General features: G+C 59.9%; 20 protein-coding genes and 1 tRNA gene. 8 read left to right on the top strand and 13 right to left on the bottom strand.

Going from position 1 to position 19,624, the window contains the following annotated elements:
• Nucleotides 1-184: 184 nt before the first annotated feature.
• From tig to C934_RS0125340, 4 genes are all read right to left on the bottom strand, one after another.
• Nucleotides 185-1,663: a trigger factor gene (gene tig / locus C934_RS0125325; protein ID WP_018859360.1), complete on the bottom strand. Its 1,479-nt coding sequence runs from the start codon at nucleotides 1,661-1,663 to the stop codon at nucleotides 185-187.
• A gap of 186 nt (nucleotides 1,664-1,849) precedes the next feature.
• Nucleotides 1,850-1,934: transfer RNA gene (locus tag C934_RS0125330), tRNA-Leu, on the bottom strand.
• Nucleotides 1,935-2,088: 154 nt separating this feature from the next.
• Nucleotides 2,089-2,676, bottom strand: a complete 588-nt coding sequence (locus C934_RS0125335; RefSeq protein WP_018859361.1) for a GDYXXLXY domain-containing protein — start codon at nucleotides 2,674-2,676, stop codon at nucleotides 2,089-2,091.
• On the bottom strand, nucleotides 2,673-3,776 hold the full coding sequence (locus C934_RS0125340) for a DUF2157 domain-containing protein (RefSeq protein WP_018859362.1): 1,104 nt from the start codon (nucleotides 3,774-3,776) through the stop codon (nucleotides 2,673-2,675). Before C934_RS0125340 ends, C934_RS0125335 begins: the two co-directional genes overlap by 4 nt.
• An 869-nt stretch (nucleotides 3,777-4,645) precedes the next feature.
• On the opposite strand from C934_RS0125340, the gene C934_RS34085 reads away from it, so the two are divergent.
• From C934_RS34085 to C934_RS0125360, 3 genes are all read left to right on the top strand, one after another.
• On the top strand, nucleotides 4,646-4,792 hold the full coding sequence (locus C934_RS34085) for a DUF1127 domain-containing protein (protein WP_018859364.1): 147 nt from the start codon (nucleotides 4,646-4,648) through the stop codon (nucleotides 4,790-4,792).
• Between the two features lie 296 nt (nucleotides 4,793-5,088).
• Nucleotides 5,089-5,232, top strand: coding sequence for a DUF1127 domain-containing protein (locus C934_RS34090; protein WP_018859365.1), 144 nt, complete (start codon nucleotides 5,089-5,091; stop codon nucleotides 5,230-5,232).
• 182 nt (nucleotides 5,233-5,414) lie between these two features.
• The gene (locus C934_RS0125360) at nucleotides 5,415-5,618 is read left to right on the top strand and encodes a hypothetical protein (protein ID WP_026372073.1); all 204 of its coding nucleotides are present in this window, start codon (nucleotides 5,415-5,417) and stop codon (nucleotides 5,616-5,618) included.
• Nucleotides 5,619-5,676: 58 nt separating this feature from the next.
• On the opposite strand, the gene C934_RS0125365 is transcribed toward C934_RS0125360, so the two are convergent.
• Nucleotides 5,677-6,564, bottom strand: a complete 888-nt coding sequence (locus C934_RS0125365; RefSeq protein WP_026372074.1) for a LysR family transcriptional regulator — start codon at nucleotides 6,562-6,564, stop codon at nucleotides 5,677-5,679.
• Between the two features lie 111 nt (nucleotides 6,565-6,675).
• Here C934_RS0125365 and C934_RS0125370 point away from each other — a divergent pair, with 111 nt between their 5' ends.
• The 4 genes from C934_RS0125370 (at nucleotide 6,676) to C934_RS0125385 (ending at nucleotide 11,606) form a co-directional block, all read left to right on the top strand.
• Nucleotides 6,676-7,293: a glutathione S-transferase family protein gene (locus tag C934_RS0125370; protein ID WP_018859368.1), complete on the top strand. Its 618-nt coding sequence runs from the start codon at nucleotides 6,676-6,678 to the stop codon at nucleotides 7,291-7,293.
• Nucleotides 7,294-7,341: 48 nt separating this feature from the next.
• Nucleotides 7,342-9,411: a 2Fe-2S iron-sulfur cluster-binding protein gene (locus C934_RS0125375; protein ID WP_018859369.1), complete on the top strand. Its 2,070-nt coding sequence runs from the start codon at nucleotides 7,342-7,344 to the stop codon at nucleotides 9,409-9,411.
• A gap of 76 nt (nucleotides 9,412-9,487) precedes the next feature.
• On the top strand, nucleotides 9,488-10,921 hold the full coding sequence (gene trmFO / locus C934_RS0125380; protein ID WP_018859370.1) for a methylenetetrahydrofolate--tRNA-(uracil(54)-C(5))-methyltransferase (FADH(2)-oxidizing) TrmFO: 1,434 nt from the start codon (nucleotides 9,488-9,490) through the stop codon (nucleotides 10,919-10,921).
• Nucleotides 10,922-11,009: 88 nt separating this feature from the next.
• A complete protein-coding gene (locus C934_RS0125385) occupies nucleotides 11,010-11,606 on the top strand; it encodes a class I SAM-dependent methyltransferase (RefSeq protein WP_018859371.1) in 597 nt (198 codons plus the stop codon).
• On the opposite strand, the gene C934_RS35855 is transcribed toward C934_RS0125385, so the two are convergent.
• The 8 genes from C934_RS35855 to yajC form a co-directional block, all read right to left on the bottom strand.
• Nucleotides 11,579-11,761, bottom strand: coding sequence for a GDCCVxC domain-containing (seleno)protein (locus C934_RS35855; protein ID WP_245268009.1), 183 nt, complete (start codon nucleotides 11,759-11,761; stop codon nucleotides 11,579-11,581). The genes C934_RS0125385 and C934_RS35855 overlap by 28 nt on opposite strands.
• 76 nt (nucleotides 11,762-11,837) lie before the next feature.
• The gene (locus C934_RS0125390; protein WP_018859372.1) at nucleotides 11,838-12,875 is read right to left on the bottom strand and encodes an MBL fold metallo-hydrolase; all 1,038 of its coding nucleotides are present in this window, start codon (nucleotides 12,873-12,875) and stop codon (nucleotides 11,838-11,840) included.
• A gap of 36 nt (nucleotides 12,876-12,911) precedes the next feature.
• Complete coding sequence (locus C934_RS0125395) at nucleotides 12,912-13,571, bottom strand: peroxiredoxin (protein ID WP_018859373.1); 660 nt, start codon at nucleotides 13,569-13,571, stop codon at nucleotides 12,912-12,914.
• A gap of 191 nt (nucleotides 13,572-13,762) precedes the next feature.
• Nucleotides 13,763-14,230, bottom strand: coding sequence for a hypothetical protein (locus C934_RS0125400; protein WP_018859374.1), 468 nt, complete (start codon nucleotides 14,228-14,230; stop codon nucleotides 13,763-13,765).
• Nucleotides 14,231-14,298: 68 nt separating this feature from the next.
• Complete coding sequence (locus C934_RS0125405) at nucleotides 14,299-15,150, bottom strand: phytoene/squalene synthase family protein (RefSeq protein WP_018859375.1); 852 nt, start codon at nucleotides 15,148-15,150, stop codon at nucleotides 14,299-14,301.
• 2 nt (nucleotides 15,151-15,152) lie between these two features.
• Nucleotides 15,153-15,539, bottom strand: coding sequence for an Mth938-like domain-containing protein (locus C934_RS0125410; protein WP_018859376.1), 387 nt, complete (start codon nucleotides 15,537-15,539; stop codon nucleotides 15,153-15,155).
• Between the two features lie 4 nt (nucleotides 15,540-15,543).
• Complete coding sequence (gene secDF, locus C934_RS0125415; protein ID WP_018859377.1) at nucleotides 15,544-18,105, bottom strand: protein translocase subunit SecDF; 2,562 nt, start codon at nucleotides 18,103-18,105, stop codon at nucleotides 15,544-15,546.
• Between the two features lie 56 nt (nucleotides 18,106-18,161).
• Complete coding sequence (yajC, locus tag C934_RS0125420; RefSeq protein ID WP_018859378.1) at nucleotides 18,162-18,509, bottom strand: preprotein translocase subunit YajC; 348 nt, start codon at nucleotides 18,507-18,509, stop codon at nucleotides 18,162-18,164.
• 208 nt (nucleotides 18,510-18,717) lie between these two features.
• Here yajC and C934_RS0125425 point away from each other — a divergent pair, with 208 nt between their 5' ends.
• Nucleotides 18,718-19,590, top strand: a complete 873-nt coding sequence (locus C934_RS0125425) for an ATP-binding protein (RefSeq protein WP_018859379.1) — start codon at nucleotides 18,718-18,720, stop codon at nucleotides 19,588-19,590.
• Nucleotides 19,591-19,624 lie beyond the last annotated feature (34 nt).

Consider the following 19,624-nt stretch of genomic DNA (forward strand, 5'->3'; position numbering starts at 1 on the left):
GGTTCTGCTTTTTTACGAACGAAAGTTCAGGCCCGCTAGGACCAACCGCTCTGCGCATCGTCACTGCGGTGTTGCAATCACCTCAATGGCAAACGAGGCCGGTGCATCATAACCGATGCACCGGCCTCGCAATGTATAAGCCCCGCACAAGGCGGGGCTTTCGTAAATTTCAACTGGCCGAAGATTACTCGGCGCCTTCCTCGGAAGCCTTCTTCTTCGGAGCTGCTTTCTTCTTCGGAGCAGCTTCTTCGCCTTCAGCAGCTTCTGCCTTTGCAGCAGCCTTCTTCTTAGGAGCGGCCTTCTTGGCATCCTTCTCGGACGCTTCGCCTTCTTCGTCGGCGAGCAGTTCTTCCTTGGTCACCTTCTTGTCCGTGACGTCGATTTCGGTCAGCAGATGGTCGATGACCTTTTCTTCGAAGATCGGAGCGCGGATCGAGGCTGCCGCACCCGGCTGGCTGCGGAAGAAGTCAAGGATCTGCTTTTCCTGGCCCGGATACTGGCGCAGCTGCTCGTAGATGGCGCGCTGCATTTCGTCTTCGCTTACTTCGACGCCGGCCTTTTCGCCGATTTCAGAGAGAACGAGGCCGAGGCGAACGCGACGCTCAGCGAGCTTTTTGTACTCTTCGCGTGCCTTCTCTTCCGTCGTGTCTTCGTCTTCGAAGGTCTTGCCGGACTGAGCGAGATCGTTGGCGACCTGGTTCCAGATGCCGTTGTACTCGGCGTCGACGAGCGAGGCCGGGGTCTCGAACTTGTACATTTCGTCGAGCTGGTCGAGGATCTGACGCTTGACCTTCTGGCGGGTCATCGAGCCGTACTGCGACTCGATCTGGCCGCGGACGATTTCCTTCAGACGGTCAGCCGATTCAAGGCCGAGCTTCTTGGCCAACTCGTCGTTGATTTCAACGTCGGCCGGAGCAGCAACGTCCTTGACCGACAGGTCGAAGGTGGCTTCCTGGCCAGCGAGGTTCTTGGCCGGGTAGTCAGCCGGGAAGGTAACGGTGATGGTCTTCTCGTCACCAGCCTTGGTGCCGACCAGCTGGTCTTCAAAGCCCGGGATGAACCGGCCGGAGCCGAGAACGAGTTCGGCGCCCTGGTCGGTGCCGCCCTCGAAGGCAACGCCGTCGACCTTGCCGACGTAGTCCATCGTGATGCGGTCGCCGTTGGCGGCCTTGCCCTTCTTGGTTTCGTACGAACGGGCGCTTTCAGCGACCTTCAGAACCTGTTCGTTGACTTCCTCTTCGGAGATGTCGACGACTTCGCGCGTGATCTTGATGCCCTTGTTGGACTTCAGTTCGATCGGCGGCAGAACTTCGTAGGACAGCGTGAACTCGAAGTCCTTCTGAGCGGCGAGGATCTGTTCTGCCTCGTCCTTGTCTTCCGTCATCGCGATTTCCGGCTGCGTCGCGGACTTTTCGCCGCGTTCGGCCAAGATGGCGGTCGGCTGCTCGCGGACGATCTCGTTGACGAGGTCGGCCATAATGGACTTGCCGTAAACCTTCTTGAGGTGAGCGGCCGGAACCTTGCCCGGACGGAAGCCGTTGATGCGGACCTTGTCCTTCACGTCGGCAAGACGCTCATTCATCTTGACTTCCATGTCCTTGGCCGGGATTACGACCTTGATTTCGCGCTTCAGCCCTTCAGCGAGCGTTTCGATAACCTGCATGTCTTCCTACCTCATTTCGTGGCGGCCGTGCCCAGACGCCGTTCGTTTCGATGAGCACGACGCCGGAAAGTTGCCGAGCGTGGCTTGTTCTCAATTCTTATTCATTCCGCCCCTGGCGGAACGGCGCCTTGCTGCCGGGTAATCGAGGAACACCGGTTCCGGTCCCCCCGCCTGCAAGCCAGCTTTTGGTGCGGGTAGAGAGACTTGAACTCCCACGCCTTGCGGCACCAGAACCTAAATCTGGCGTGTCTACCAATTTCACCATACCCGCGTTCTCAAAAACCGCATGCATATGCCTGCACATGAGGCCTTCCGGAGCGCGGCGTCTCTATAACACCCGATTTGGGAGAGGCAAAGGAAAAATGAAGGGCAAATGACAGTGATTTCGCCCGCGCTCGCAGGCTTCCACACCATTCGGCGTCAACTTAATAAAGAGGCTCGTCGTAGGCGGGCTTCCCGTCGACGAGCAGGCTGCGTATCTGTGGCGTTCCATCCGAGGCCACGCGAACGGCAATGGAGACGTCACCGCCCTGGCGCGCCTTCTCCAAGGCCGTGCCTTGGCCTTCCGGAACGTAATAGCGTTCGATGCCATACTCGACGCGGATGTGGTCGGCGGAATTGGGGCCATAACTATAGAAAGGCCTGCTATGCAGAACCACGGTGCCCGGTTGCTCGGCCAAGCGTTCGAACGATGCTTCGACAATGCCCCAGAATCCGCCATCGCCAGGCTTCAGCCGCACCCATAGGCTCTTCTTGCCCTGGTCCTGCGGTACACCGCCAACAATCGATGCTACCGGGACCGAGGAGATCTCGTAGTTCAGCACGACATAGTCACCGCGCAGAAAGTCGCGCGGATCGACGGGCGCGGTCTTCAGCAGAGCGTCGGTACCGCTGCGCAGAATCGACGCACGGCTCTCGATCGCATAGCCAAGAACGGCGGTCTGCAGCGCCGCTACGATGATTGCAGCGACGATGTAGCGGCTGCCTGAGCCTTGCGGCGAGAAAATGCTCATACGCTTGCCTCCGGAGTTCTGAGGGCAAATCGCCGCTCGAGGCGAATGACGAGCCACGCGACGGCCGCAACGAAGAGCCCCGAGAACAGGAAGAGGCTCGATGTCCCGAGAATCGACCCGACGGTCACCGACGCAAGGTAGAGCATCTCAGCGGCAAAGGCGGCGTAGGCCAGATAGCGCACCGCACCGTTGTTTCGTCCCTGGAGCGCAATGGCAACAACTGCGGCGCCCAGCGTCACCAGCGCCAATGTCACGAACTGCCAGCCATGCTCCAATTCAATATGGAGCAGAAGGAGACCGATGATGGCGACGAGGAAAGTGTAAAAGGCAGGAGCCGATCCGGCAGTCCTGAGAAGCGCGGAACGTCGTGCTACCGGCAGGCTGACGAGAACAAAGGTGAGCATGCCGCCGATAGCATAGGCGAGCGCGAGCCAGAAATTCTCGTTCACCGCATAGAGCCAGGTAAGCCAGGCGACAAGCAGCAGATACGCGAGATGGCGCGCGCGATCCGCGCCGGTGAGGTGGACGAGACCAATGACAACCGCTGCCATGAGCGGCACAATCCAGGGATCGAGGCCGACCCAGCGCGTATCGTAGGTATCGAGATAGGCCGCGAAGCTGCCCCAAGACAGAAAGCCTGCCACCGCGGCGACGACGCCGGAGCGAAACAGCACCGCCGAAACCACTGCCATGCCAAACCACAGGTACATGACCGTCAGTTGGTCTCCCGACAGATGATACATCTGCCCGATCAGCGAAATCGCTCCACCGAAGGCCAATGTCCCGATCACCAGCAGTCCGCCCGCTGCGCCGGTTGCGCCGCGCCTGAGCATGACCGCCGCGCCGAGATGCACGACCCAGATGATTGCAAGAATGACGGCGACGCGCACAAGACGCGGGATGGCTTCCCAATTCGAAGCGACAACCAGCAGGATCGCCGCCCCTAGCAGGATTGCCGCGAGGATCATCAGCACGTTGCCAAGGCTGAAGCTTGCCGGGCGCGCGTCATATTCCTCCAAGAGCGCTCCTGCAGTTGCCTCCGGCAAGAGCCCCTTTTCCACCCAAAGCGAGAGGTCTCGCTCCAATCGACCGCGATACATGCCCTACTCCGCCAAACGCGCGACTACGCGCTTCCTCTCTTTGCTTTATAGCCGTTGATCGAGCACGAGGGAAATATTCCCATACGAATTCGTCATTGGGCGAATTTGGGGTGCTTTTTAACCGATCCATAACGGCAGGTTGCTAATATACACTCCATACTCGCAAGCCATGCGATTTCTGCATGGGCAGCATGATTATATTGCACTGCAAAATACCAGTAAGACGATTTATATTACTAATCAGAAGGCAAGGGGACGGCGCCCTGCCCCGGGTTACCGGAAAAGCCTGCGAAGATGATCTTCGTAACGAAATTCGGAGCAGCGCACTCCTCCTCCCAGCGCCCTCCGATAGACTGACGACACTCCTCCTCCTCCCGGTTGTCAGTCACCCTAACGACGCCCACCGGATCCTCCCCCGGTGGGCGTTTGGTTTTCGACAATATCGCAGCGTGGTTTTCCAATGCCTGTTGGACAGCGGTGGCGGATGTGCCTCCCGCAGGTCGCGCCGGTCTAATGGCCTGGCAGCAGGCTCATCGGAGGCAGCAACGACCCCGCAGCCGCTGACCGCCGAACCAAATTTTGCTGCGACCTCCTTGTCGTAGCTGAATATGCCAACCGGCGGCCACTCTGCCTCGCAAGGAGAAAAGGCAACGCGGGCCGGCATACACCAACCATTCTGCCTAATGATTAACCATATAGGCGCGAAATCACGGCGACTAGCACTTGAGACTTGCGCTTAGTGCATAGGTGATCTGAAATCTTGTCTCTGCTACGACTTCGCAGCGCAACATATATTGCAGTCATCAAATAGAGGTCAGCGCCGATCGGCGGCAGCTGGCAGATCGCAAGCCCTAGGAAAGGGGACAAAAATGAACTTCTCTCGCTCTTTCAACAACTGGCGCAAGTATCGTCAGACTGTTTCCGAACTCGGCCGCATGACCAACCGCGAATTGCACGACCTCGGTATCGACCGTTCTGACATCCATCGTGTTGCTCGCGAGGCTTCTGCCCGCTAATCCAAGCGACTTGCTATCCTCCCAAGCAAGATCGCCTTGATAAAACGCCCGCTGCCCCTAGCAACGGGCGTTTTCTTTTGCCTGGCTACCAGCTTCCGCGATAGTTGCAGTCAATTCCCCGTCCCTTTTGGCGTGGCTCAGAAAACAATCGCTGCATTCGGAATGAGCATCACATGCACAATTGCATAGCAGATGCCGCTTCTTTGCACTGCACAATATGACAGAGAAGACTTATATGAACGTCAACGATGAGACGGCGATGGGGCCGCTCTGACGATCATTCTGAGGAAAAGAACATGAACCCGATCCGCATTGCAAAGAACTGGATGAGCTATCGCCGCACGCTCAGCGAACTTGGCAGCCTCTCCAACCAGGCGCTCGCTGACATCGGCGTTACCCGCTACGACATCCGCAATATCGCTTCCCGCTCGTTCCGCTAATAGCGGCAAGCGTGAAGCTTCCAAGACGGCGCCTTTGGCGCCGTTTTTGATTCTGAGCCCCTTCACGGCGAGCGCGCCCGCCACGGGCATGGCTGTTAATACCGCACTTCCATCATCCTTTAGGATGGACTCATATTAGTCATTGTGAAAGTATCCGGCATTACCCAAGGGAGACATGCGTAATGTGCCGATATAATCTTCGCATGGAGGACGGACTCTGGACCGTTGTCGATGCCACGACACAACGGCCGGCGGAGTTGAACAACGTGCAGATGGCTCGGATGACGTGGCGCGAAGCATGCGATATGGTCGATATCCTGAACAACCTCGATCGTATAAGCTCCCTGTCCGAATGCTACGAAGCCTCGGCCAAGGCCATGGCATAAATGCCGCCTTTGCGGCACAGCGTATCGGGCTGATATCTACCTCGACATCGGTCTGCCTCTAGAGGCCGAGCGCCTTTATCTTCTGAACAGCAAAGTCCACGAAAGCACGTGTCTTGGCTGAGACGTGCCTGCCCTCTACGTGGACCACGTGGATCGGCAGTGGCTCTTCCTCGTACTGATCGAGCACCGTCCTCAACCGACCGGCAGCAAGATGCTCCGCCACCTGATAGGACAAGGTCCGCGTCAGGCCCCACCCCGTCAACGCCGCGGAGATCGATGCATCGACGGTGTTGCAGTACATGCGCGGGTGAAGCTTGACGGGCGTATGGTTGGGCGCGAAGTGCCAGTCCAACGGCGCCGATGATCCCGTATTGACGATGGTCACGTGCCGGGTGAGATCCGCCGGCGTTACCGGCTCGCCATGACGCGCGAAATAGGCCGGCGCGCCGCAGACAACGCGGCGCACGCCGCCGACTTTGTTCGCCTGCTGGTCCGAGTCCTGCAGGTGGCCGATACGAATGGCGACGTCGATGCCCTCCTCCACGAGATTGACCATCCTATCGAAGAACAGGACGCGCCCGGTGACCGCCGGGTGCGTGCTGAGAAACGCGGTCAAAATCGGGACGACATGGATCTGACCGAACAATACCGGCGCAGTGATGCTGAGGATTCCGGATGCCGTTGAATGGGATCCACCGGCAGAGGCTTCCGCCTCGTCGATATCACTGAGAATCCTTCGGCAGTCGTCGGCATATCGGCTGCCTGATGGCGTCAGCTTCACCGAGCGCGTTGAGCGCACGAACAGCCTAGCACCTGTAGTTTCCTCCAGATAGGCAACTGCGCGCGTAACGGCCGGAGCGCTCATGTGAAGTTGGCGTGCAGCCTGCGCAAAGCTTGCCGTCTCGGCGACCTTGACCAAAACCCTCATGCATTGAAGCCGATCCATAGGATATCCCGCAATATTCCACAAATTGAAATAGTGACTTTCATATTATCGCAATTCAACGCGCAGCAGGAAACAATTATTGTTTGTTCACCTCAATCGGAGATCAGATCGATGAAGCTGTACTCGCATCCTCTATCGGGCCATGCCCATCGCGCCCGCCTCTTTCTGTCGCTTATCGGCGTCGATGCCGAAATCGTGGAGGTCGACCTAGCGGCGGGAGAACACAAGAGCCCCGATTTCCTGGCGCTCAACCCATTCGGGCAGCTGCCGGTGCTTCAGGACGGCGACACCGTCGTCAGCGACTCCAACGCCATTCTTGTCTATGTCGCCAAGACGTATGCGCCGGAGGGATGGCTGCCGGAGGAGCCGGCAGCGGCGGCTGCGGTTCAGCGGTGGCTGTCGGTCGCGGCGGGCGAGATCGCCTATGGTCCATGCGCGGCCCGTCTTGTGACCTTATTCGGCGCGAAATTCGATACTGAAGAAGTGATCGCGAGAGCTCATCGCATTCTTGGCCTTGTCGATGCCCAACTGACCGGTCGTGAATGGATCGTCTCAACGAGACCGACGATCGCCGACATCGCCCTCTACAGCTACATCGCACGGGCGCCTGAGGGGAACGTCGACCGGTCTGCCTACCGTAGCGTAACGACCTGGCTCGAGCGCATAGAAGCTCTTCCCGGCTTTCAGCCTTTCCAGAAATCACCCGTCGGCATTGTCGAGGCCGCTTAAGGCGCCGCATCGCACCGCACCCGACCAAAAGCCGTGAAGGAGCCAGTTATGCCCACCGAGGCACAGAGCACCACCTCCTCTCCCTGGCATGCCGGAGAGATCGCACTGCAGGAGAAGGTCGGCGTCGCGAAGCGAATGGACGAAGTGGGCCGCCGCGTGCTGCGAGATCACCTGATCGATCAGCATCGGCAGTTCTACCCGCAGCTGCCCTTCATCGTACTTGGGGCGGTAGATGAAGACGGCAACGCATGGGCGACACTCCGTGCCAATCGTCCGGGCTTCCTTCAGAGCCCGGACGTCCACACACTGAGTGTCGACCTTCCCCGTGAGCCGCTCGACCCGGCCGACGCGGGAATGGACGACGGCAAGGCCATTGCCATGTTGGGCATCGAGCTCCACACGCGCCGTCGCAACCGGCTGAATGGCACTATCCATCGAACCGGGCAGGACGGCTTCGATGTGCGTGTTGGGCAGGCCTACGGCAACTGCCCGCAATATATCCAGCTGCGCGATTTCGAGTTTACACGGGATCCAATGCAGCCCTCCGGGTACGACCCGGTCAGTTTTGGCAATCTGGAGGGTCGGCCTGCCGAAATGATCGCCAAGGCGGATACATTCTTCGTCGCCTCGTATGTCGGCCGCGACCATGAAGGGCGCCAAATCGATGTTTCGCATCGTGGCGGCCGGCCCGGCTTTGTCCGGATTGGCGAGGACAGTGTTCTGACGATCCCGGACTTTGCCGGCAATCTCTTCTTCAACACGCTCGGCAACATTCTTGCCAATCCGCGGGCGGGGTTGGTCTTCGCGGATTTCGAGAGCGGCGACCTGCTGCAGTTATCGGGCAGCGCCGAGGTCATTCTGGAATCGCCTGAGATAGCGGCGTTCCAGGGGGCGGAGCGTCTGTGGCGCTTTCGCCCGACACAGATCGTCTACCGGCAGGAAGCGTTGCCGCTGCGCTGGCGATCGCGCGCCAATGGTCCATCTCCCAACTCCCTGATGACCGGGAGTTGGGATGAGGCTGACGCGCGGCTTCAGGCGATTGCCCTCGCCAAGAGCTGGCGGCCCTTCCGCGTCACCCGGATCGTCGAAGAGAGCGCCAGCGTGCGCTCGTTCTATCTCGAACCGATAGACGAAGGCGGGATCATTCCGCATGTCTCCGGCCAGCACCTACCGATCCGCATCAAGCTCGAGGGATCGGATGTGCCGGCGGTGCGCACCTATACGATCTCCTCGGCCCCCTCCGACAGTATCTATCGCATCAGCGTCAAGCGCGAAGGGCTTGTCTCGGCGCATCTTCACGATGCCATCCGGCAAGGAGACATCATCGAGACACGCGCCCCGACAGGCGCGTTCACGATCGACCCCGGCGAGAGACGCCCTGCCGTCTTGCTGGCGGCGGGCATCGGGATCACCCCCCTGCTCGCGATGCTGCGGCATGTCGTCTACGAGGGGCTGCGAACCAGGCGGATACGACCGACCTGGCTGATCTACTCAGCGCACAACGCGTCGGAACGTGCATTCAATGCCGAGCTGCAGGCACTCGCCGCAGTGTCCGGCGGCGTCGTTAAGCTGGTCCGGTTGCTCAGCGATACTTCTGATACGGTCGCTGGTGAAGACTATGACAAGCAGGGGCGGGTCGACATGACCCTGCTCAGCAGCGTGTTGCCGTTCAACGACTACGACTTTTATCTGTGCGGTCCAGCCGGCTTCATGCAGTCGGTCTATGATGGCCTGCGTGGATTGAATATCTCCGATAGCCGCATCAATGCCGAAGCGTTTGGACCCGCGTCTCTCCAGCGATCGGGAGATGCGCTCCCGCGATCGCCCGCGCGCGCCGCCGCTGAAGAACCGCAGCCGGTCTATTTCATGCGCTCCGGTAAGGAAGCACGCTGGGAGCCAGGATCGGGCACGTTGCTCGAGCTTGCCGAAGCGCGCGGCTTGGCGCCCGAGTTCAGCTGTCGCCTTGGCAATTGCGGAAGTTGCAGGACGAAAATCCTGTCAGGCTCCGTCGCATACACGAAGGAGCCGACCGCCGACACCGCCGATGACGAAGCGCTGATTTGCTGCGCCGTGCCGGCGGCGAGCGACACGGGCGCTCGGCTGAAGCTGGATATTTGACGGCATCGGTGCCGGCATCGATCAGTCGCCAATTCTTCGGTTTCCTGCGCCAGCCCAGCGTGGTAATCAGCCGCGCATGAACAAGACCTTTTCCCATTCTCCCATCCATGTGGTCGGCGGCGGGCTCGCCGGCTCCGAGGCAGCCTGGCAGATCGCAAATGCCGGCGTGCCGGTTATCCTGCACGAGATGCGCGGCGTGCGTGGCACCGACGCCCACAAGACCGACGGCTTGGCCGAGCTCGTGTGCTCCAACTCCTTCCGCTCTGACGACGCGACCAGCAACGCGGTTGGCGTTATCCATGCCGAAATGCGCATGGCGGGATCGCTGATCATGGCGTGCGCCGACAAGCATCAGGTCCCCGCCGGTGGCGCGCTGGCCGTCGACCGCGACGGTTTCTCGGACGCCGTTACCAAAGCGATCCAAGAGCACCCGTTGATCACGGTCGTTCGTGAAGAAGTAACCGGCTTGCCGCCGACAGAATGGGATCTCGCCATCGTTGCCACCGGCCCGTTGACGGCACCTTCCCTTGCAAGCGCCATCCAGGCCGAGACGGGCGCGGACGCGCTGGCCTTCTTCGACGCAATCGCGCCGATCGTTCATCGGGACAGCATCGATATGGATATCTGCTGGTACCAGTCGCGCTATGACAAGGTCGGTCCCGGTGGCACCGGCAAGGATTACATCAACTGCCCGATGACCGAAGAGCAGTACAACGCTTTCGTCGATGCCCTGATTGCCGGCGATACTGTCGGATTCAAGGAGTGGGAAGGAACGCCTTACTTCGACGGCTGTCTTCCGATCGAGGTGATGGCAGAGCGCGGCCGCGAGACGCTGCGGCACGGCCCGATGAAGCCGATGGGCCTGACCAATGCGCACAACCCGACGGTCAAGGCCTATGCCGTCGTTCAGTTGCGCCAGGACAATGCGCTCGGCACGCTCTACAACATGGTCGGCTTCCAGACGAAGTTGAAATACGGGGCCCAGGCCGAGATCTTCCGCATGATCCCGGGGCTCCAGAAAGCCGAATTCGCTCGCCTCGGCGGCCTTCACCGTAATACCTACATCAATTCGCCCACGCTGCTCGACCCGTCGCTCACGCTCAAGTCCCGCCCGGGCCTGCGCTTTGCCGGGCAGATTACTGGCTGCGAAGGCTATGTCGAAAGCGCCAGCGTCGGCCTCATGGCTGGCCGGTTCGCCGCTGCCGAGCGAAAGGGAGAAGGAGTATCCCTGCCGCCGGCCACGACGGCGCTCGGCTCGCTGCTCGGCCACATCACGGGCGGACACATCGTCAACGACGAGGAGCCGGGCAAGCGGTCGTTTCAGCCGATGAACATCAATTTCGGCCTGTTCCCCGAGCTGGAGCCCGGCTCGATCGTCAAACCCGAAGGCGTGAAGCGTTTCCGCGGCAAGGACAAGACGATCATGAAGCGGCAGCTGATCGCCAAGCGGGCGCTTGCGGATTGTGCCACCTGGCTCGGGCAGGACGTCAAGCTCGCGGAGAGTGCGTAATCGAGCCGGGAGCCTACCGATCTAGCCATCGACAGGCGTCTCGTCGCTGTCGAAATTCTGTGTGGTGAGACCTCCTCGGGGGCGTGACATGGCAGCATTGTTTCAAGGCACGTCCATGCCGGACAGGGATTGGTGGTCTGTGCTGTGGCCTGATCCCCAAGGGCTGCTTCAACAGATTGGCATCCGGCGGGGCATGAGCGTTCTCGACCTTTGCTGCGGCGACGGTTACTTCACCGGCCCGCTCGCAGCACTGGTCGACGGACGGTTGGCGGCGCTCGATCTCGATCCCGCCATGATCGAGCTGGCAAAGGCCGAAGTTGAGCGCAGCGGCGCGTCAGTTCGCCAGTGGATTTGCGCGGACGCCACGTCGGCGCTGGCGAAACACCTTGACGAACCGGTCGATTTTGTCTTGATCGCCAATACCTTCCACGGCGTTCCTGACCAAATAGGTCTCGCATGTTCCGTAAGGGAAGTTCTGAAACCGGACGGCCTGTTCTGCATCGTCAACTGGCACCCGGCTCCGCGAGAGGAAACGGTGGTCCTAGGCAAGCCCCGGGGACCGCGAACCGAGATGCGCATGTCGCCCGAAGCGGTTCGTACCGTTGTTGAGACTGCTGGCTTTTCCATGCAGCGGGTCGTCGATCTGCCGCCCTATCACTACGCGGCCCTGTTCGAGGTGGCCTGACAACACCGCGAGATCGCGCGGGTTTGGATCGGCGGGCACGGAACCGACCCGCATGAGCAAAAGACGCAGCAATCGCCGTGCTTCGCCTTAAGCGTCGCGCCGCAGCCCTGGCATTCGTGGAACCAAACGCAGGCATCGACCGGCACCGTTTCCACTGATCGGTGCCCTCAGATCGGACAGGTCAGAATCGATTGCCGCTGCACCATTGCATCGCTTGCCATAGGGCGCTCGTTAATGCGCGATCGGTCCGTCCGCCTTCTTCCAGGCGTCGATGCCGCCTTGAATATGAAAGGCCAGCGGAAGACCGGCGTCATGCGCTGCCTGCACGGCCATTGCCGATCGTTCGCCGAACGCGCAATAGAAAAGCAGCCTCTTGCGGGTTGAAGTTGCCAGCTCATGCAGCGTACCGCCAGCGCCTATGCTTTCCTCGAGCGAGGGATAGGGGACGTGAAGAGAGCCCGGGATCGTGCCGTTTCGCTGCCGTTCGGCATTCTCGCGCAGATCGACCAAGGCGACGTCGCCGAGGCCGACGACGCCCAGCGCTTGCTGCGCCGTCAGCGCCCAGCCATGGCGCATTACGTTGTCCTGGTTCATCCCGACCTTCATGTTAGCCGGAACGGCTACGTCCATCATCTTCGGATTGGCCAGTTTCAGATTGTTCATCAGATCGGCATATTCATCGGCGGATCTTACCTGCAGGCGTGGATTGAAGGCCTTTTCCTCGCCGATGGTCGAGACCGTATCGCCCTTGTAGTCGTGTGCAGGGAAGACCATCGTCGATTCCGGAAGCTTCAGCAGTCGGCCAAAGATCGACTCGTATTGCGCCCGGGGATCTCCGTTCTGGAAATCGGTGCGGCCGGTGCCGCGAATGAGCAGGGTGTCGCCGGTAAAAACACGGTCGGGCAAAACGAAACTGTAGGAATCGTCGGTGTGTCCCGGCGTATAAATCACATCGAGGGCGAGTCCCTCGATGGTCAGCTTCTCATTGTCCGACAGACGCATCGAAACGACGTCGGCCTTTGTTTGCTCTCCCATCACGGTAATACAATGGGTCTTGTCGCGCAGCGCGCCAAGACCTGTGATGTGGTCGGCATGGAGATGGGTATCTACGGCCTTCACTAGCTTCAGATCGAGCTCGCGGATGAGCTGAAGATAGCGATCAACCCTTTCCAACACCGGATCGATGATCAGCGCCTCGCCGCCATTCCGGCTTGCCAGCAAATAGGAATAGGTGCTCGACACCGGATCGAACAGCTGCCGGAAGATCATCCCCACCTCCTTCGTGGCGGCTTGCTTTGCGATTGCCTATCCGTGCGGTTGCGGCACGATCCTGATATAGGGCTTCGGTGCTCGCCAACCTTGCGGGTACTGCTTCTTTGCGTCGTCGTCGGAGACTGAACCGGCGATGATCACGTCCTCGCCGTTCTTCCAGTTCACTGGCGTAGCGACCTTGTGCTTTGCGGTAAGCTGCAGGGAATCGATGACCCGCAGCACCTCATCAAAGTTGCGCCCCGTGGTCATCGGATAGACCATGACCAGTTTGATCTTCTTGTCAGGCCCTATCACGAAGACGTTGCGGACGGTCTGATTGTCGGCTGGAGTGCGCTCGGTCGGATCGCCGGATACGAGCGCGGGCAGCATGTTGTAACGCTTCGATACCGCGTAATCGACGTCCGCGATCATCGGATAGTTTGGACGATAGCCCTGCGTTTCCTCGATGTCTATCATCCAGCTGGTGTGGCGTTCGAGCGGATCAACGGAAAGACCGATAATCTTCACACCGCGCTTGTCGAATTCGGGTTTGATCCGCGCCATGTAGCCGAGTTCGGTCGTGCATACGGGGGTAAAGTCCTTCGGATGCGAAAACAGCACTGCCCAGGAGTTGCCGATCCACTGGTGAAAACTGATCACGCCTTCGGTTGTCTGAGCTTCGAAATCCGGAGCGGTATCATTGATTGCAAGCATCACGCACCTCCATCGCGTTTGTGAATACAAACTCAAACTAATGCCGGATAGCGTAAATCTTGCGCCTATTTCGGACCGTAGGCAACGGCAAAACGGCCGCGGCGACGCATCGCGCGGGCCGCGCCGACGAGGATCATTGTGAATGCGGGACGGCCGCAGCGAAGGGATATCCCGGTTCGCCAGAACCTTTGCTACTGGCCGTTTGCGACCGTGGGATTGTGCGACGGCAATGCCTTGTCAGGCTCGGCCACGTAGTTGCCGAGCAGCCAAAGTGCGACCTCCGACGCCACCCTGGCGGACGCGAATTCAAAGGTGCCGCTGTGATGTGGTGCGTCGAGGAACTCTATGTTGAGGCCTCGCCCGGTTTCGGAGCCGAGCACACGCGCCCTTCCCGGCTCAAGAACATGGCACGAATAGTGCCGCTGCATATTCCGCATGATGCCGGCCTTGTTGTCATGCAAACGAACGAACACCGCCTGCCCATCGGCAGTCGCCTGCAACTGGCGGATTGCTTCGTTGGGGAAAGCCCGGTTGAACTCGATGATCGCGAGCCCGGTATCGTGCAGGCCATCTTCCTTGTTCTGCGCCGCCATGCGCGTCGAAATGAAGGCGATGAAGATGACGATCGCGAATATAACGCACCAGACGATTATGCTCACATCCCTCTCCGATCAAATCGACAACGGCGTCTTTATAACGCACGAGCCTTGCGCGAGTTTAAACAGGGTCAGATTTTCTTGCGCATCAGCGCAAGCAGCATGCCGGCCTGGCGCCGAAACTGCGATCGCTGGATCTGCCGATCGAACAGTCCCGCGCCTACCTTCTGGGCGTTGGAAAGAACCGGCTCCGCCATGGTGACAGGCAAAAAGGCGGGAAACACCGACTGCGGTATTGCGACACGTCTCGCCTTGGCAAGATGGTCGCGTCCAAGTCCCGCAAAGGCTTCGATCGCGGCAGAGATTCGCGGCTTGTCCTCGCCGGCGAGAAACGCATCACGATCGAGCCCGGTAGCGGACAGGATTTCAAGGGGAAGGTAGAGCTGGCCGCGGTGGCGATGCAACGGCATCAGGAGCAGAAGACCGGCGATGGCCTGCGCAACGCCCGCGTGCCCAGCAGCCTCAGCAGATGCGGTGGCCGCCTCCGGCGCAAGCACGAGACTTGCCAGTTGGATCAGCGCAGACGCCGTCTCGCCGGCATACCCCTCAAGTGAGACCCGCGTCACCATCGGATCGTCGTAGAGATCGAAGATGCGGGCATCGATCATGTTGACGAGTGTCTGCGATGGCAGGCGGTGGGTTTCAATCGCCGACAACAAGGCGGCGGCAATCGGGTTTGCCTGGGTGGAGCCGTGCGCGCCGCCCTCCAGCAGATCGCGCCAGTACTGCATGCGAACCTCCCCTGGAAGGGGATCGTGCACCAGATCGCGAATGCGCGCGAGCTCGGCGTTGAAAGCGTAGAGAGCTGCCAGAGCGCCCCGCCTTACTTCCGGCGCCAGCAGGCAAGCCAGATAGCGGTCGCGGTCGTTGTCACGCAGCGTCGCCAGGCAAATGTCCTGGTTCGTCAAAGACTGCTCCGCCATTGTCAAACCGCGATCAGTGCCGCGGCGACAGCGCGGGATTCCATGAGCATGATATTGAAGGTGCGGACGGCCGCGCCGGTGTTCATGGGATCCGAGGAAATACCTGCAGCCTTGAGCGCGGCCTTCAGATCAGGCGGGATCGGACGCATGTCGTCTCCCGTCCCGATCAGCAGAACCTCAATCTCGGCTGCTTCATCGAGCACCTTTTGAAAATTCGTGATCGACAGAGGCTTCGACATGTCCATGTCCCAGCCATAGATGCCGGACGGCAGGCAAAGGATCGACCCGCGATGAGACATGTCAGCGAAACGGAAGCCGCCATTGCCGTAGGTATCGATGGGCGCACGTCCAGGAAAATGCGCCTCGCGGATTTCTATGCCTCTTGCCATATTCTCACACTGCCGGATTGCCGGGGTTCGTATCCGGCTCGGCCACTTTCTTGTTCTGATCGTTGTCAATCGCGTCCGGGCGGAGCTTGAAGGCTATCAGCACGGGCGCGGCTATGTAGATGGAGGAAAAGGTGCCAATGGCAACGCCGAACAGCATCACAAAGGCGAACGGGCGGATCACGTCGCCACCGAAAAGGCAGAGCGCCAGCAGCGCCAGCAGCGTCGTTGCCGCCGTCAGAACGGTGCGCGACAGCGTTTGGTTGATGGAAGCATCGATCAGGATCGGCATAGGCATCTTGCGATAGCGCTTCAGATTCTCGCGCATCCTGTCGTAGACGACGACTGTATCGTTGAGCGAATAGCCGACGATCGTCAGGAGGGCCGCAACGCTTGTGAGATTGAATTCCATGCCGGTCAGTACGAAAAGGCCTAGCGTCAGGATGATATCGTGGAGCGTCGCGATAATCGCGCCGATCGCGAATTGCCATTCGAAGCGGAGCCAGATGTAAAGCAGGATGATAGCGAGCGAACCGAGTGTGCCCAACGTCGCGGCCCTGGTCAGTTCGCCTGATACGGCGGGGCCGACAACCTCGACACGCCGGATCTCATAGTCGTCGCTCAATTCATCACGCAGCAACGTCATGGCAGACTGTTCGGCATTCTCGCCGCCGCCTTGCGCCTGGATGCGGACCAATGCCGTCGACGGGTCGGAAAGGCGGCGAGCCTCAATGGCCCCGATGTTCAGATCACCGAGGCGAGCGCGGATATCATCACGATCGGCAGCACCTTGCTTCGCCTTGACTTCCACCAGCGACCCGCCCGCAAAGTCGACGCCAAGATTTGCACCGACTGTCGCGAAGCCGACCATGGCGAGAATGGAAAGCACGGCCGACACCGTGAAGGTGTAGCGCCTGATACCCATGAAACGGATGTTCGCGCGGTCGAAAATGCCCGTCTGAACATCCCTTGGCAGATGCCGCGGGTGCTTGCGATGCAGCCAGGTAACGACAATCCAGCGCGTCAGCGTGAAGGTAGTGAAGACCGTCGTCAGGATTCCCGCGGCCAGTGTCACTGCAAAACCGCGGACGGTATCGCTGCCGAGATAATAGAGAATGACGGCCGCAATGACGATCGTGACGTTGGCATCAAGGATGGTCATAAATGCCCGGGAGAAGCCGTTGTCGATCGCATCCGCGAAGGAGTGACCGGCTTTCGCCTCCTCGCGAATTCGCTCGTAGACAAGCACATTGGCGTCGACGGCCATGCCGATGATCAAGACGATACCTGCGAGGCCGGGCAGCGTGAGTGTCGCGCCGATCACGCTCAGCACAGCAAGAATCAAAAGCAGATTCAGGACCAGCGAAATGCCGGCAATGATGCCCAGCTTGCGATAGAAGGCAAACATCAATCCGGTGACAAGGATCGCAGCGACGAAGCCGGCGATCAGACCGGCGCGCTTTGATTCAGCGCCGAGGACGGGGCTGACGGTGCGCTCCTCTACGGTCGTCAACGTCGCCGGCAGAGCGCCGCTTCGCAAGATCAGCGCAAGATCGCGGGCTCCGTCCTCACTGAAGCTGACCGGCACCTTCCCGGTGCCGTCCAGGATCGGCGCATTGATCAGAGGCGCCGCCATGACCTGATCATCGAAAAGTATGGCAAGGTGCCGACCGATGTTCTGGCGAGTCTTCTGCGCGAGGCGTTCGGTCCCTTCAGCATCCAGCTTGTAACTGATTGCGACTGAATCCGTGTTCGCATCGGCGACGGCCTGAACGTCAACGAGATTGTTGCCCGTCACGAAATCAGTGCGGTCCACGAGATAGGGAACGGGCGGATCGTCGAGCGAGTAGAGAACCTCTGACGTCGCGGGCCAGCGACCGGCAAGGGCCTCCTGCCCCGACATGCTTTCATCGATCAGCCGGACGGAGAGCTGGGCCGGCTCGCTCAGAATATTCTTCAGGCGCTCGACGTCGACCGAGCCCAGTGCCTTGACGTCGATACGATCGCGCCCGTCTCCGCGGACTGAAAAACTGCTAATCCCAATGCCGGCGATGCGACGCTCGACAACCTCGATGGACTGCGTCTGAGCGGCCACGATACCTTGGTCGATGCTAGCGTTCGAAATTCGTAGCGTAAGCTGTCCGTCATTGCCCTTCTGCAGGGAAACATTCTGAACCGAGCCACCGAACCAGCCACTTTTCGTGCTCACGGTCAGCGCGCTCAACGCACTGACGGCAGCATCCACCTGGCTGGCAGCGGTAATCTTGACGGTGATCTCCTGATCGTTGCCGGTCAGGCCAGTGTAGCGAATATTGGCTTCGCGCAACTTACCGCGAACATCCGCGACTGTGCGTTCGAGCTGGTGCTTTACGATATCAGCGCGTTCTATCTGGAAAAGCAGATGGGAACCGCCCTGAACATCGGGGCCAGGAACAATGTGGCTATGAGCCAGCCACAGGGGCAGCCTCGAACGCTGCCCTTCAGACAACAGATTTGGGGCCGCGAGTATCACGGCCACCACCACCAAAACCCAGATCAGGACGGCCTTCAAGCGGGAAAAACGGTGCATTTTCTCTCGACTATTTCCGACCCGGCCTAATCCGGTTCACATCTTGGTTTGCAATACTATGCAGCGTCCGCCTTGACTGGCTCACCCTTGACGCGAACTTCCGAAATGCCGGTGCGGACGATGCGAACGCGAACGCCGTCTGCAATCTCCACTTCGAGTTCTTTGTCGTCAACAACCTTGGTGACCTTGCCGACGAGGCCACCGCCGGTCACAACCTGATCGCCACGACGGATCGCCTTCAGCGTTTCTTCCCGCTTTTTGGCCTGGGCGCGCTGCGGACGGATCAGCAAGAAATACCATACAACCATCAACGGCACGAAAAGAATGATCATTTCGAAGCCGGAACCGAACGGCGACGCCGCGGTATCGGTGGCAGCCTGGGCAAATGCCGGGGTGATGAACATGCTAAACTCCTCAAACTTTCCGGAGGCGGAACTCCGCCTTTTCTCGGGTGGCCGGACTATAATTGCGGTCTTTGCGAATGCAACAGAAACAGCTGGAAACCGTACCGATTCCGCTGCCTCATAACCTTTCCGCTCGTAAAAGGCCATGCTACGCCGCAGGCAAAAGACACAGTACACTGGTTGCAAGCAGAATTCAGGAGGAAGGCCCATGGCCGGAGACGTCAACAACGCCATTCTGACGGAGCTGCGCCGGCTCACAGATGCGATCGATCGGTTGGCGGGGCCGCCGCCCGCATTGAACGACTGGAACGCGGCCGACTGCTTCGTCTGGTCCCCTGCCCGTCAGCATCTTCAGCCGGTTGCACGGCCGAACCGCGTGGCGCTGAAGCTCATCCGCGGTGTCGACCACGTGCGCGATATCCTGCACGAGAATACGGTGCGCTTCGCCGAAGGCTTTCCGGCCAACAACGTTCTCCTCTGGGGTGCGCGCGGCATGGGCAAGTCGTCGCTGGTCAAGGCTGTTCACGAGGATGTGCGGCGCGAGAGCGGCGTGTCGATAAAGCTGGTGGAAGTGCATCGCGAGGATATTGCGAGCCTCCCGACGCTGCTCGATCTTCTCAAGGACACGCCGCACCGTGTCATCGTCTTCTGCGACGACCTTTCGTTCGACCATGATGACACGGCCTACAAATCGCTCAAGGCAGCCCTTGATGGCGGCGTGGAAGGTAGACCGGACAACGTCCTGTTCTATGCGACCTCGAACCGGCGCCACCTGCTTCCGCGCCACATGATGGAGAACGAGCAGTCGACGGCGATCAATCCTTCGGAGGCGGTCGAGGAAAAGGTTTCGCTGTCCGACCGGTTCGGCCTTTGGCTGGGTTTTCACAAATGCAGCCAGGACGACTATCTAACGATGATCGACGGCTATGCCGACCACTTCAGGCTGCCAATCGATCGCGAGAAGATGCATGCGGAGGCGCTAGAATGGGCCACGACGCGTGGCGCACGTTCGGGCCGTGTTGCCTGGCAGTACATTCAGGATCTCGCCGGTCGGATGCGCATTGCACTCGACCGTGCATAATGACAAAAGCCCGGCTTGAGGCCGGGCTTTTGAG

It is taken from the genome of Rhizobium sp. 42MFCr.1, from assembly GCF_000377185.1.
GTDB lineage: Bacteria > Pseudomonadota > Alphaproteobacteria > Rhizobiales > Rhizobiaceae > Rhizobium > Rhizobium altiplani.

Coding starts and splice junctions, on each gene's coding strand:
- tig (WP_018859360.1), bottom strand. CDS start 1,663: ATGCAGGTTATCGAAACGCTCGCTGAAGGGCTGAAGCGCGAAATCAAG.
- C934_RS0125335 (WP_018859361.1), bottom strand. CDS start 2,676: ATGAGCATTTTCTCGCCGCAAGGCTCAGGCAGCCGCTACATCGTCGCT.
- C934_RS0125340 (WP_018859362.1), bottom strand. CDS start 3,776: ATGTATCGCGGTCGATTGGAGCGAGACCTCTCGCTTTGGGTGGAAAAG.
- C934_RS34085 (WP_018859364.1), top strand. CDS start 4,646: ATGAACTTCTCTCGCTCTTTCAACAACTGGCGCAAGTATCGTCAGACT.
- C934_RS34090 (WP_018859365.1), top strand. CDS start 5,089: ATGAACCCGATCCGCATTGCAAAGAACTGGATGAGCTATCGCCGCACG.
- C934_RS0125360 (WP_026372073.1), top strand. CDS start 5,415: ATGTGCCGATATAATCTTCGCATGGAGGACGGACTCTGGACCGTTGTC.
- C934_RS0125365 (WP_026372074.1), bottom strand. CDS start 6,564: ATGGATCGGCTTCAATGCATGAGGGTTTTGGTCAAGGTCGCCGAGACG.
- C934_RS0125370 (WP_018859368.1), top strand. CDS start 6,676: ATGAAGCTGTACTCGCATCCTCTATCGGGCCATGCCCATCGCGCCCGC.
- C934_RS0125375 (WP_018859369.1), top strand. CDS start 7,342: ATGCCCACCGAGGCACAGAGCACCACCTCCTCTCCCTGGCATGCCGGA.
- trmFO (WP_018859370.1), top strand. CDS start 9,488: ATGAACAAGACCTTTTCCCATTCTCCCATCCATGTGGTCGGCGGCGGG.
- C934_RS0125385 (WP_018859371.1), top strand. CDS start 11,010: ATGGCAGCATTGTTTCAAGGCACGTCCATGCCGGACAGGGATTGGTGG.
- C934_RS0125390 (WP_018859372.1), bottom strand. CDS start 12,875: ATGATCTTCCGGCAGCTGTTCGATCCGGTGTCGAGCACCTATTCCTAT.
- C934_RS0125395 (WP_018859373.1), bottom strand. CDS start 13,571: ATGCTTGCAATCAATGATACCGCTCCGGATTTCGAAGCTCAGACAACC.
- C934_RS0125405 (WP_018859375.1), bottom strand. CDS start 15,150: ATGGCGGAGCAGTCTTTGACGAACCAGGACATTTGCCTGGCGACGCTG.
- C934_RS0125410 (WP_018859376.1), bottom strand. CDS start 15,539: ATGGCAAGAGGCATAGAAATCCGCGAGGCGCATTTTCCTGGACGTGCG.
- secDF (WP_018859377.1), bottom strand. CDS start 18,105: ATGCACCGTTTTTCCCGCTTGAAGGCCGTCCTGATCTGGGTTTTGGTG.
- yajC (WP_018859378.1), bottom strand. CDS start 18,509: ATGTTCATCACCCCGGCATTTGCCCAGGCTGCCACCGATACCGCGGCG.
- C934_RS0125425 (WP_018859379.1), top strand. CDS start 18,718: ATGGCCGGAGACGTCAACAACGCCATTCTGACGGAGCTGCGCCGGCTC.